The following is a 13,749-nucleotide window of genomic DNA, read 5'->3' as shown; positions in this document are numbered from 1 at the left end:
GCGGCCTCGGTTGCGATCAACGGCTTCAGACACCCTGATCATCCGAGGCCGTGTCTCGTTTCACCATCACCATGAAACCGGCAACACGCCTACTGCTTCACAACCATGACGTCTCGTCACCCGAGAACGCTCGCTCCCTGGGTGGCTGCTGCAGTTGGCGTCGGAGCACGACGCCGGGTTCGATCCGCGCTCCTTCGCCCAAGCGCTGCGGGCGGTCGACCTTGGCCGGACCGGGAGTACGAGGCATACGGCGTCGACGGCGTCCAGGTGGAGGATATGCGCCTTCGGTTGCGCGCCTGGGCTGTCGAGATCCTTGGCGAACGGTTCGACGAGAAATGACCCAGTCAGCTGTTGACCCTGAGCGCCCGCAGGCGTTGCGACTTCGCCGACTACGGTGTCTCTGGCACCGGAACTGCAGGCCACATGACCGAACCCAGCGATAAGGCGCTTGTAGATGTCCTACAGAGACCTCCGTTCGTCGCTCCATCTGGTCGACAGCGTCGTCGGGAGCGCAGCTCCAGTCTCGCTGGTGCGTCGCTGACGCCCCCTTCGGTGGACAGGCGGTGGACAGATGCCTTTGTACGGTTCATCACGGGGTGGCACGAGTCAACCTGTTGCACGTGCTCTGATCAGGAAAAACATCACCGGACAGCACGACGCTGCACCACCTAACATGATCGCTCACGGTCTTGTAATGCGTAGGTCGTCGGTTCGAATCCGACAGGGGGCTCCGTGGTGAACCCCAAGTCAGGCCTTTGACCTGGGGTTTCTTGTTTTCGTTGACCTTGGAATCGACTCAAGCTGCGCCTGTGGGAGCTGTGCATCGTAATGCGTGGGTCGGGAGTTTGGTTTCCGTGAACGTGTGGACGGCCTGAGCCTCTGAGCTGGGCTTTTGCTCATCTGGGAGGGGCGGGTCAAGCGTACGCAATGAGGTTCGGTGGACAGCCGGTGGACAGGCGTGCCTGATGCTTCATCAGCGGCCTGCGGTGCACCTTGGCCGACGGGTGTATATGTGATCGTCTTCGATGGCGGTCGGAAGCGGGGGTGGGCTGTCCGGCCCGGACAACTTCAGGTCGGGCGCAGTGGGCTACTCGTCTGCGATGCCGTCGTGTGAGGGATGGTGTCCTCGGGCTCGTGGTGGCCGTTCCTGTCCGAGCTGGGCAGGGAATTGGAGGCGCCCACGTCGCCGGCGTCGTCTGCTTCCGGCCCGGCAGCCGCCCGCACTTCTCTGCCGGCTGCACGTCCACCACAGCCGCAAGGGCGAGCCGAAGACGTTCGCCTGGCACGAGTACCGTGACCTGATCATCACCGCCCACCAGCAGCTCAACGCCCCACTGGTGTGGTGCTGGGACAACCTCAACGTCCATCTCGTTTCAAGGAGCTCGTCGCCTTCGCCGAGGAACATGCGGACTGGTTACGGAACTTCCAGATGCCGTCATACGCACCGGAGTTGAACCCCGCCGAAGGGGTGTGGTCACTTCTCAAGCGCGCCGTCGTCAACTTTGTCGCCACCGACCTCAGCGGACTCGTCCGCATCGTCAAGAGCAGGCTGAAGAAGATCCACCTCAGACCCCACCTGATCGACGGCTGCCTCGCCGGGACCGGCCTGATCATCGAACCCTGGTGATCGCCCGGGCAGACACTACGAGTGCAACCTGAGTGACTACCAATCCTCAAGGTTCCCGACAGAGTCCTTCACTGTACGGAAACCCGCTCGCCCTCGCACCCTGAAGAAGAGGCCCAAGCGACCAGACCCTGACCGCTCAGACCTCTGCCCTGACTGCTCCGTCGCCCCCGGAGACTCCACCACGAGGGTGCGACATCGCCCGCTGCGCCGCCGGCGGATAGCAACGGCTCGGCTGCGGCCACAGCGGAGTCCGGTGCAACACCCGATGGACGGGCCAGTACCCCGGGTTCGCAGAAGCCGCCGAGTAAGGCTTCTTCGCGCGTCTGGTCCCAGGCGAGGGCTGGCAGACCTGTCTCGCCGATGCCCCGGACGCGATGCCGGATCTCAACCGGCTCTACCACGCATGCCGTTGGGACCCCGCCCACTCAACGAATGATCCGTCTCGTTCGATGACCGATGTAGAACCTGCCCATGGCGTGCGTTGGAGGCAGGTAGGCCAAGCCGGCTCAGAAGACGGCGGAGCTGCCGTTCGGAGTGAGAAGAAAGCGGTGCTCGCAGCAGTGAAGTGAGGTAGGGGGCATGGCTGGCCTGCTCCCTTCTATCCAGTGTGGTCAGGGGAGCTCGGGCGCATTCCGGCCGTGCCCCGCGCAGTGTGCGGCTCCTGCGGCGCTACGCGAGCATCGATCTCCGGGACGCGTAAATCCGCAACGAGCTTTCTTACTCGGAGAGTTGCACGATGACCGCCCTATGACCAGGGACTATGCAGAGATCGTTGCTACACCCACTTGGTGGGACGCCATCCACAGCTGGGCCCGCGACCGAACTCAACTCGCCGCCGACTGCAGGCTTTTCCGCCCGGCGCCAACGTCAGCCACGAGTCGTCTGCGGGCCACTTCGGCGGACCCCACATCCGCTACACCCTCGGATAGAGCCCTTTGAGTTTCGGATGGATGAGCCGGCCGTACTTCCTGGAGCGGCTGACGCCTGGAGAGGGCCCCCGGCCGCCTGCGACATTGTGCGGCGAGCACACACTGATCACGAATAGATTACAACCTTCACGGCTCTGACGCGAGTTGACGTCCTGAATGTCGGGCGCAGCCTCGTAGATATGTGCCGATATGGCTTGAGTGAGGGGCAGGTAAAGAAGTGCGGGGCTGAGTTGCATCGCCGCGTTTGCGGCCGCCAAGGCGACACCTGCCGCAATAAGTCACTTTATGGTTACGACGTAAATGAGATGGGTCTTTACTTTCACAAATCCCTGTTGTTTGATCACGCAGCTCGTAGCGCATCGGGCGCACGGGGTGATCGCAGGAGTTGTGTTGAGGCTCAAGAGGGGGCGGGGCTCCGGCTTCCCGTCTGCAGGGGGGCGGGCAAGACCGCCACGTGGCTTGCTGAGACGTGTGGCGCTGGCCGTGGCCGTGGTGATGGCGGCCGAGGCGGCACTGGTCTCGGTGGAGTCGGGTACGGCGTTCGCCACCGGTTCTGACACCACTGACGTGGTGGCGGCGTCGGAGACAAAGTCGGCTGCCTCGTCGGCGGATTCGGTAGCGGCGGCGCTGTTGATGGCCCGGTTGCAGGACCGGAAGATCGAGGTGTTGTCAGAGCGTTCGACGGTCTCGACGACGTACGCGCTGCCGAGTGGTGAACTGCAGACATCCACGTATGCCGGGCCGGTCAGGCAGAAGGTGGGCGGGGTCTGGCAGGACATCGACACTTCGCTGTCGGACACAGGGGCTGCGCTGGAACCGGATGTGGCAGCGGCCGAGATCAAGGTCTCCGACGGCGGTGACACGGCGCTGGCGTCGGTGGCCAAAGGGGAGAAGTCTTTCGGGATGGGCTGGGAGTCCAAGCTGCCTACCCCCTCGGTGAAGGACGACACCGCCTCGTACGACCTCGGCGACGGTCAGACGCTGACGGTGACGGCGCTGGCGCAGGGCTTCAGCCAGAACGTCGTGCTGGGCACCGCGCCCAAGGCGGGTTTGGAGTACCGCATCCCGCTGGACCTGGACGGCCTGAAGCTTTCGGTAGCCGATTCCGGGCACCTGCTGCTGAAGGACGGCGACGCAAAGCTGGTCGCCGAGGCGCCGGCACCGATGATGTGGGACTCCTCCAAGGACAAGCTCTCCGGTGAATCGGAGCATCAGGAGAAGGTGACGACGAAAGTCGAGACCGCCGAGGACGGCAGCCAGACCTTGGTGCTTGCCCCGGATGCCGACTACTTCGAGCGTGATCTGACCTATCCGGTCACCGTCGACCCCACCTCCACCCTCGCCGTCACCACGGACACCTGGGTGGCCACCAACTACACCGACTCACAGGTCTCCTCGGCCGAGCTGAAGTCGGGCACGTACGACGCGGGTACCACGAAGGCCCGCTCGTACCTGAAGTTCGACGTGTCGGCGATCAAGGGCAAGCACGTCACCGATACCAACCTGGCGCTGTACTCGTACTACTCCTCAACCTGCCAGACGACCGGGGCGGGTACGCAGGTGCGGAGGATCACGGGATCGTGGTCGTCGTCGGACATCACCTGGGGCGACCAGCCGTCGACCACCGCGACAGGTGCGGTGACGAACACGGCGGCCAAGGGCTATTCGACCACCGACTGCCCGGCCGGCACGATGAACTTCGACATCGACACCATCGTGCAGGCATGGGCGGACGGCTCCACCAACTACGGTCTGCGGATAGCGGGCGCGGACGAGTCCGACTCCTACACCTGGCGCAGGTTCCGGTCGGCCAACTACGTCTCCGGGGACGGCTCCACCGAGCCGCACCTGACGGTGACGTACAACTCCTACCCGGCCGTGCCGAGTTCGACGGCGATCTCGCCCTCGCAGGTCAACGCCTACAACGGCAACCGGTACGTGACCTCGCTGACCCCAACCCTGTCGGCGAAGGTGACCGACCCGGACGGGTCGACGACGAAGGCCCAGTTCGAGATCACGGCGGATCCGGCCTACGCGGACACGACATACTCCTACACGGGTACGTCCGCCTCGGTCACCTCTGGCTCCGCCGCGACGCTCACCATCGCCTCGGCCAACGCGTTTCCGGCCGGAGCTCACTTGCGCTACCGGGTGCGGGCGTACGACGGCACGGACTACGGCTCGTGGACCGGCTATACGACGTTCGTCCTCAACACGGCAAAGCCCGCGGCGCCCACCGTCTTCTGTGACACGTACGAGGAGAACGGCTGGACCGCGAAGGCCGCCTCCGCGGTGTCCTGCACCATCGACACCTCTTCCAGCGACGGGGCCGGCTACTACTGGGGGCTGGACAACAGCAGCTTGCCGAACAAGAAGCTCGACACCACGAACGGGACCGGCGGCGACGCGACAACTGTCTCGATTGACCCGGCGAATGGGTGGCACACCCTGTTCGCCCGCACGGTCGACTCCGGCGGTAACTTCTCCTCGTCCACCACGGCCTACAGTTTCGGTGTCGGTGCGGACGGCGCGGCCATTCTGTCTCCGCAGGACGGTGACGACACTGCCCGACGCCTGACTCTGTCTGCCAAGGGGCTGCCCTCCTACACCGGCGTGACGTGGCAATACCGGCGGGGTGAGACCGACGACTGGCACACCGTGCCGGTCGCGCACGTCACCGCCTCCGGAGACGCAGTCTCCTCCTGGCCGGTGGCTGTCACCGGCGGCACCGCGACCAAACTGGTCTGGAACACTGTCTCCTCGCTTACCGAAGACGGTGTGATCGAACTGCGTGCCGCGTTCACGGACGGTACGACCACCGGTCACTCGCAGACCGTCGAGGTCACTCTCGACCGTGACGCCGGCAGCGCCCCGTCGGCTCAGGCAGGTCCAGGCGAGGTGAACCAACTCACCGGTGACTACACCCTGTCGGCCACGGACGCCACGGCATTCGAGGCGAGCGTGGAGCGCACGTATTCATCCCGCGCCAACGACACCGACACCGAGGGTCAGACAGCAATCTTCGGCCCCGGCTGGACGTCGTCCGTCACGGCGGCAGCGAGCGATTACACGCAGCTTCGCGAGACCTCCAGTTCATCCGCCGAGGTTCTTTCCGGTGACGGCAGCGCGATCGCGTTCACGGAGAAGAGCGATGGCGGCTGGGAGCCGGAGATCGGTGCCGAGTCCCTGACCCTGACCTATTCGACCAGCACGAAGAAGTTCACGTTGACCGACACAGAGGCCAACACCGCTGTTTTCGCCAAGGCGGACGACTCCGCGACGACGTGGACGCTGTACTCGTCGGCCTCAGCGGTCAACAACTCGACGGTCACCATCTTCTCGACGACGGTGGAGGCCGGCGCCGAGAGGCTCGCCCGCCCGACGCACGTGGTCTTGCCGACGAGCGCGGTCCCGGCCACGACGTGCCAGGCGGCGCCGTCCACGAAGGGGTGCCGGGTATTGGAGTTCGTCTACGCGGACGCCACGACGGCCACGGACACTGCGGTCGGCGACTACAAGGACCGAGTCAAGTCGATCCGGCTGTGGGCCACCGATCCGGGTGCTTCCACCGCCACCGCCGAGACCATCGCGTCCTACCGCTATGGCGGCTCGGGTCGCCTGCGCGAGGTGTGGGACCCGCGGATCAGCCCCGCGCTGAAGACCACCTACACCTACGATTCCGACGGCCACGTCGCCACAGTCGCCGCACCTGGTGAGCTGCCTTGGGCGTTCACCTACGGCAAGGCCGGCTCCGCGCTCACCGCGGGGGCGGGCATGCTGCTCAAGGTGTCCCGCTCGGGTCTCGCCGAGGGCACGGCGAGTACGACCTCGGGCACGGCGGCTACCACGGTCGTCTACGACGTCCCGCTCTCCGGGACTACTGCCCCGTACCAGATGGACGCCGCCACGGTCGCCACCTGGGCCCAGGACCAGGCGCCCACGGACGCCGCAGCGGTCTTCCCCGCCGACTCCGCACCGTCGTCCAACAACGGTGCCGACTTGTCAGCGTCCGCGTACGGTCGGGCGACCATCACCTACATCAGCGCCAACGGCGAGGAGACCAACACCGCTGGCCCCGGCGGCGCGCTCACCACTACCGAGTACGACGAGTACGGCAACACGGTGGCCGAACTGACCGCCGCCAACCGTGAACTCGCTCTCGGCACAGCGAACGGAGCCTTGGACGAACTGGCCACGCTCGGCCTGAGCGACCTGTCCACCGCCGAACGCGCTCAGCAGTTGTCCACAGTTTCAAAGTACTCGGCAGACGGCGAACGCCTCACCGACGAGTACGGGCCGCTGCACCAGGTAAGCCTCACCAATGAGCTGACCGGCTCCACCAGCGACACCACGCTGGCCGCCGGGACAGTGATCCCGGCCCGTGAACACACCGCCTACTCGTACGACGAGGAAAGGCCCGCCTCCGCCGCGGTTTCCGGACTCGTGACCTCGATGGTGACCGGAGCGGCAATACCGGGATACGCCACCGACGCGGATATCGAGGAATCGACGGCTACCTACGACTGGTCCACCGGACAGCAGAAGTCCACCAGCGGTGGGGAGGTGAGCACCACGATCACGACGTACGACGAGTCCGGCCGCGTAGCGACAACCCGCACCGCGGGATCATCGGGCTCCGACGCCGGCACTCTCCAGTACACGTACTACAGCACCGATGGCACGGGCATCTGCTCCTCAGCGGTCTGGGCCGGGCTGCTGTGCCGGACCACACCAGCGGCCACGATCATGGGCGGCGGCAGCAACCCCACCGGCCTGATCACCACGGTCTACACCTACGATCGCTGGGGCGGGATCGCTACCAAGGCAGAGACAGCGAACAGCGTGACCCGTACCACCACGACCACGGTGGACGCCGCAGGCCGCGTCACCAAGACGGCGATCACCGGAGGCATCGGTACGGCCGCACCGGCCACCACCGTCACCTACAACACGGACAACGGCAAGGTGGCCACCCAGTCCTCAAACGGCCAGACGATCACCTACGGCTACGACACTCTCGGACGCCAGATCTCCTACGACGATGGTGCGGGCAACATCAGCACCACGGCATACGATCTCCTGAACCGACCGGTCAAGACCACCGACTCGGCACCGTCCACGGTGACGTACACCTACAACGCAGCCGGCAACCTCAAGACCCTGACCGACTCGGTAGCAGGTACGTTCACCGCCTCCTACAACGCGGACGGCGCACTGACCTCCGAAACCCTGCCGGGTGACTACACACTCACCGTCACCACCGACCCGACCGGCAAGGAGACCGGCCGCGAATACACGGCCTCAGACGGCACCACGGTGGTTTCCGACAGCGCCGGATATGCGATAACCGGCCGTCAGACGGGTCACACCCAGACCGACGGCACCACCGCCCAGTCCGACTACACCTACGACAACGCTGGCCGTCTCACACAGGCAACCGACACCACCACGAGCGGCTGCGTCACCCGTGCCTACACCTTCGACACGAATAGCAACCGCACCTCGTTGAAGACCGGCTCGGACGACTGCGACAGCAGCACTGACGACACCACCACGGTCACCACGTCGTACACCTATGACAGCGCCGACCGCCTGGTGAACTCCGGCTATGCCTACGACGCGTTCGGCCGCACCACCTCCGACGGTGATTTGGCCCTGGCCTACCACACCAACGACTTGGTGGCTTCGGAGACCGTCGGCGCGAGTCGTAACACCTGGGCCCTGGACGCCGCCGGACGTCTCGCCGTCCAGACCGCCCAAACTCAGGCTGCCAACGGTACGTGGAGCACTAGCGGCACAACCACCAGCCACTACGCGGAGGCATCCGACAGCCCGACGTGGGCCAAGACCGGCGACAACATCAGTCGCTACGTCAGGGATCTGACGGGCCGTTTGGCTGCCACTACGACCACCAATGGCTCTACGGTTCTCCAACTCGCCAACCTTCATGGCGACGTCACTGTCCAGCAGCCGCTCGGCACCGGTGTGGCGAGCACGGTCCAGCACTATGACGAGTACGGCAACAGGACGGACGCTACTGCGGCGACCCAGTACGGTTCCCTGGGCGGATACCAGCGATCGGCTCGCACCCTCAGCGGGATGACCCTCATGGGGGTCCGAATGTACAATCCCGCGACTGGGCGCTTCCTCAGCGTTGACCCGATATACGGGGGGAACGCGAACGCGTACGGTTACCCGGTCGATCCGGTGAACAAGTACGACCTGGACGGCCAGAAGGTCATTAAGAAGTACAACAAGACCGGCTTCGCCTGTGGATGGACGACCTGCACGCTCAAGCTGAGCCGGAAGAAGACCGAGTGGCTGATCGACCTGCTCGAAGGTGGGAAGAAGCTCGGTGCCCTCGCCTCAGTTGTGTCCGGAGCGGTTCCGGGCATCGGATGGGCGTCTGCCGTCTTCATTCTGGGCGGCGTCGTCGCGCTGACCGAGTTCTACCAGTGGTACCTCGGGTATCTCCTGAAGTGGTACCCCCGCAGAGGAACGAAGATTGTCAGATCTCACGTGGGCCCCACGTACGCCTGGCACCAGTAGGAGGGGAACTCCAGTGAGTTGGTTCATGGCAACTGCGGCAGGCAAGGCCTCCGCGGCGCTTCTGTTCCTGTCTGCGATGCTCTTCGCTGTCGGCGCCTCGTGGGGGCTCCTCACTGACAGCGAGCAGCAACTCGATCTGGCGACCGGCGTTGTGCGACTCGCCCTGTTTCCTGGTCTGTTCGGAGCCCTGCTCGCAATACAGCACCGCCGGGCGATGCAACGCCGGAATGCGGATGGGGACAGGAACCACGGTTAATGCCGGGATGGGACGGCCTCCCCTCCACTTGGCTGGGGAGGCTCTCCATCGTCTGCCTTGTGACCGGGGTGGCGATCGGTAGCTGAGGGCTGGCTAGGTAGCGGAGCGCATCGAGATCGACCGGTGGCAGTGCGCCTCCGGCTGGCCTCCCCGGCCGCGCGTCCAGCCAGACACCGGCAGTAATGGCCGGACGGCCGCTCACTCCGGTCTGTTATGTCCGTCGGATATCGCGGCTGCCGCACCCCGTTGCCTGCGGCGTTTCCGAACCGGTGAGCCAGGCAGTCACGCTCCAGCGTGACTGCCTGAACTGCCCGGCCCTCGGCACGGAACACTGAGGCAGCCAGGGCCTCCTGATGTTGCTCGGTGATTCGACAGCAACGAGCTGTAATCCCGAAGGCGGCTCAAGAAAGGCCAGGTCAGTCAGAGCCTTGAAGGCCCCTCATGGACGCCATGAGGGGCCTTTTCTGTGCCTCAATGGGCACATTCTGGAACGATGATCGGCCGGATAAAACCCAGATGTCAGCTATTTGCTGATCGCCGAAGGTGATCAGAAGGGTGCTCCGGCATGGGGCCATGCGGTAGTGCTTGGTGTTGCCACGCTGTGGGTTGTCAGCCCGCACAACAGCCGACGCGGTCTCGGCTCAGCGACCTTCCTGATCAGGCGGCTTGCCCAGGACGGGGCTTGCCCGGGGTTGCCCACCTGTTCACCGTGTACTTGCCCACGGAACCCGATCACTTTGGTACCGAGGCGAGGGCTCCCGTCGCAGCGGCCGCCAACGTGAGGACTGCCAGGAACGCGGTGGCGGCCCGGGTAAGGGCGGCCGGGGTTACCCGCACGCAGCTGCAGGCAGCCCTGAAGCGGTCCGGTCGGCAGCGGGGCATCGCAGCCGAGGCCGAGCGACTCCGCGAGATCTTCCGGGCTGACTGGGCCCGCCAGCCGCAGCTGGTCGAAGACGCGCTCGGCAAGCAGATGCTCGCACTCTTGATTCAGCTGGAGGCAGCTTGCACCGCAGCCGACAACCTCGCCGAGGCGGTCGAAGAGGCGTTCCCTCAGCACCCGGCCGCTGAGATCACCCTCGACTTCCCCGGCCTCGGCACCCCGTTCGGCGCCCCGGGTGCTCGCCGAGATCGGGGACGACCGGGAACCGGTTCGCCGACGCTCGCGCCCCTAAAGGGCAAGGCCATGAAGTTATGGGTCGGGAGTCGATGTCCTGACCTGCGGGTATACCGAGGCGGCGGTGTACTGGTTGGCCCCCTTGCGCAGCTTGACGCGTACCGCTTCGTCGTCGGCGACGTCCAGGTAGGTGCCGTCGATCGCGACGACAAGCAGCCCCTTCCAGCGTGCTCCGGCGGTACGCACCGCGGACGCGTCGGTTCCGCGCAGCAGGTCGAACAGAGCCCTCACCGGGCGCACTCCGAGTCGGCATTGGGCGTGCCACAGCGCGGTTGAGGTCACCGTCACCAGCGGCAGCCCGTCCAGCGCGCCGGTGAGCTTGCGCCATACCTCCCGATAGCCGCAGTCCTCGAACAGGGCTGCGGCCAGCAGGAGGTAGATCATGACCCGCGCGGGCAGTTTCCGAAGTCGCCGCTGAACAGTCCCGCACTCGGCGAGTACGGCATCGACCAGTTCGAACGGAACGATCCGGGTCAACTCGCCAAGGTGGCCCGAAGAACCCTTCGGCCACCGTGACGACACGCGTGCGCGCACAGAAGCTCACCGCCGACGTGGCTGTGCTGCCGGCCGCGAAGGCCCCGCTGCTCGCCGTGGCGGCGGGTGCCTCCGGTGGCTCCGGCTCGTACACGGCGACCTCGCTGGCGCCGTCTGTGATCGCGAGGCTGTCCCCGCAGCTCGGCCTGGGCTGCAGCTCGGCGTTCACGAACGGCCGTACGGCCTCCAGCAAGATTCCCAAGGAGCTGTTCGGCATCCTCAATTCGTACCCGTTGAGAGTGATGAAACAGTGACCGATGGTCTGGTGACAGAGGCTGAGATGGGCCTCATAGGAAGCATCGTTGAAGGGGAGGCCATCGCCGTCTTTCGCTGGGGCGTAATCGTTAACCTGGGGCTGTCATGGGTGGGCCTCATCGATGTCCTCTACATCGAGGATGACGACAACTACCAGGTGGGAGACCGGGTGTCCTGCTATCTGGAGTACTTCGACGAGAAGAAGCGCAAATTCATCCTGAGGCCTCCGGGCCAGGTATCTGTCGCTGAACGCCTACGCAGGGCCGAGAGCGGCGAGGTCTTTCCTCCTGACCCTCGAACTTCGATCGCCGGGGAGTACGCGCGACGCACTCTCCGGCGATCGTTGTGACGCCGACCTGCTGCTGGACGAACGAGCCGAAGACGGGGGAAGTACTTGTATGGGATCGACAATGCTCCTGATTGTCCTGTCGGCTCTCTGAACAGCTACTTTTGCGTGCTCGGGGCGCTTTTTCTGGCGGCTCTTCAGTAATTCCGCGGTGGACAGCCGGTGGACAGACGCCTGTGGACAGCGCATCACGGGGTAGCACGGGTCAACCTGTTGCGTGGGCTCTGATCAGGAACAACGTCACTACGCGGCACGACGAAACACTACGCGACATGATCGCTCATGGTCTTGTAATGCGTAGATCGTCGGTTCGAATCCGACAGGGGGCTCTGTCTTTGGCCAGCGGCTTCCTTTGGGGGCCGCTGGGTTGTTTTCGGGGTGGTCTCCTTGTTTCGGCCGCTGTGAAAACGGGGCGCGGGAGGGGTGGTCGCGCTGCGAGACTGGGTTGATGATCACCGTGCCGACTGCTGTGCTGGATTCGTTGTGCGGGCTCGCGTTCGGCGATGCCTTCGGTGACCGTTGGTTCGGCATTCTGCGGCGGGAGGGGCCGGAGGTTCTGGAGGCGCGGGCGCTGCCTTCGGAGGCGCTGTGGCGGTGGAGTGACGACACCGCTCAGGCGCTGGTTCTCGTTCGGGAGCTCGTCGAGGGCGGCGGTGTCGTCGACCAGGACCGTCTCGCCCTGGCCTTCGCGGCGGCCTACGCCGACGACACGCACCGCGGGTACGGGGCCTCGATGCATGACGTGCTGCGCCGGATCGGTGCGGGCGAGCCGTGGCGGGAGGTGGTCGCCGGACAGTTCGGCGGTCAGGGCTCGTGGGGCAACGGCGCGGCCATGCGTGCCGCCCCGCTCGGTGCCTGGCACTGCGCCGACCTCGACGTGGTCGCCGAGCAGGCCGCCCGCCAGGGCGTGGTCTCGCACCATCACCCGGAGGCGGTCGCCGGCGCGGTGGCGGTCGCCCTCGCCGCGGCGCTGGCCGCCCGCAGCCGGGGCGAACACGCCCCGGCCCGGTCGGACTTCCTTCGGGCGGTCGCCGAACGGCTCCCCGACAGCGACGTACGGTCGGGCCTGCGGATCGCGGCGCGGATGCCGGAGCGCACCTCGGTCCGGCACGCCGCGGAGGTCCTGGGCTCCGGCTACCGGATGTCGGGGCCCGACACCGTCCCGTACGCCCTGTGGTGTGCGGCGGGGCAGCTGGACGATCTGCAGGAGGGGCTGTGGGTCACGGTCGGCGGGCGTGGCGACATCGACACCACCTGCGCCATCGCGGGCGGGGTGATCGCCGCGCGCACGGGCGTCGCCGCGCTTCCCCCTGCCTGGCACGCGGCCCGTGAACCGCTGCCCCCGGTCGTGACGGAGTAGCGCGCGGCCGAACGCCCCGGGAAGCGGAGTGCGCGATTCCCCGGTTTGACCCCTTCTGTCGTACAACCTTCCGGCGTACCGCGTCGTCTCTACGGGCATCAGCGACGTCGAGTGACGGACACACCGAGTGACGGACACACAGGGGGACATGATGCGGCGATTCGGGGCGGCTGCGGCGGTGCTCGTGCTGGCGGGGGCCACGTTGGGGATGGCGGCGGGTACCGCGGGTGCGGCGGGGGAGGCCGCGCGGGCGGCGGCCGCCTGTCCGACCGGGTGGGGGAGCGGGGCCAAGGGGGGTGCGGCGCAGGGGGCCGACCACCTGGTGGACATCAGGGCCGGGCGGCACGAGTGCTACGACCGCATGGTGTTCGACGTGCCCGGTGGCGGCAGCGCGGTCGGGTACTACGTGCAGTACGTGGACCGCTTCCAGGCGGACCCCTCGGGTGAGTACATACCGGTGGCCGGCGGGGCGGTTCTCGACATCCGGATCGGTGCGTGGAGCTACGACCTGGAGGCCGGGGAGCCGACGTATCCCGGTGAGTACGGGGAGGCCCTGCCCGGGGTGAACCTCGGCGGGTACAGCACCTTCCGGGACGCCAAGTTCGGCGGCACCTTCGAGGGGCAGAGCCAGGTCGGCCTCGGCGTCCGCGCCCGGCTGCCGTTCCGCGTGGTCCAGCTGCCGGACCGGGTTGTGGTGGACGTGGCCCACACCTGGTGAT

7 protein-coding genes and 1 pseudogene are annotated in these 13,749 nt (G+C 66.1%); 7 read left to right on the top strand and 1 reads right to left on the bottom strand.

Translation table 11 applies throughout. The features are described 5' to 3' along the window. Window positions 1–1,429 precede the first annotated feature (1,429 nt). The 3 genes and pseudogenes from ACZ7MG_RS20950 to ACZ7MG_RS20940 form a co-directional block, all read left to right on the top strand. A complete protein-coding gene (locus tag ACZ7MG_RS20950) occupies window positions 1,430–1,627 on the top strand; it encodes a transposase (RefSeq protein ID WP_471388762.1) in 198 nt (65 codons plus the stop codon). Between the two features lie 1,388 nt (window positions 1,628–3,015). Then, window positions 3,016–9,105: a DNRLRE domain-containing protein gene (locus tag ACZ7MG_RS20945; RefSeq protein ID WP_471388765.1), complete on the top strand. Its 6,090-nt coding sequence runs from the start codon at window positions 3,016–3,018 to the stop codon at window positions 9,103–9,105. Window positions 9,106–10,175: 1,070 nt separating this feature from the next. Next, a pseudogene (locus tag ACZ7MG_RS20940) lies at window positions 10,176–10,534 on the top strand (IS110 family transposase); the annotation flags it as partial. Between the two features lie 16 nt (window positions 10,535–10,550). Here the strand turns inward: ACZ7MG_RS20940 and ACZ7MG_RS20935 are convergent. Next, window positions 10,551–11,057 carry a transposase domain-containing protein gene (locus ACZ7MG_RS20935; RefSeq protein ID WP_471946151.1) on the bottom strand — a complete coding sequence of 169 codons (507 nt, stop codon included), beginning with the start codon at window positions 11,055–11,057 and terminating at the stop codon, window positions 10,551–10,553. Here ACZ7MG_RS20935 and ACZ7MG_RS20930 point away from each other — a divergent pair. The 4 genes from ACZ7MG_RS20930 (at window position 11,048) to ACZ7MG_RS20915 (ending at window position 13,748) form a co-directional block, all read left to right on the top strand. Beyond that, entirely contained in the window at window positions 11,048–11,323 is a 276-nt protein-coding gene (locus ACZ7MG_RS20930) for a hypothetical protein (protein WP_471946152.1), read from the top strand. The two genes, ACZ7MG_RS20935 and ACZ7MG_RS20930, sit on opposite strands and share 10 nt — an antisense overlap. Then, the gene (locus ACZ7MG_RS20925) at window positions 11,320–11,673 is read left to right on the top strand and encodes a hypothetical protein (protein ID WP_471388773.1); all 354 of its coding nucleotides are present in this window, start codon (window positions 11,320–11,322) and stop codon (window positions 11,671–11,673) included. Before ACZ7MG_RS20930 ends, ACZ7MG_RS20925 begins: the two co-directional genes overlap by 4 nt. A 445-nt stretch (window positions 11,674–12,118) precedes the next feature. Further along, window positions 12,119–13,030: an ADP-ribosylglycohydrolase family protein gene (locus ACZ7MG_RS20920; RefSeq protein ID WP_471388776.1), complete on the top strand. Its 912-nt coding sequence runs from the start codon at window positions 12,119–12,121 to the stop codon at window positions 13,028–13,030. Between the two features lie 151 nt (window positions 13,031–13,181). Then, window positions 13,182–13,748 (top strand): AMIN-like domain-containing (lipo)protein, encoded by a 567-nt coding sequence (locus ACZ7MG_RS20915; RefSeq protein ID WP_471389153.1) that lies wholly within the window; start codon window positions 13,182–13,184, stop codon window positions 13,746–13,748. Window position 13,749 lies beyond the last annotated feature (1 nt).

The sequence above is a fragment of the Streptomyces sp. NPDC107538 genome, from assembly GCF_055657445.1.
Note: the sequence above shows the minus strand (reverse complement) of the source record. Positions and strands in the feature narration are given on the sequence as shown.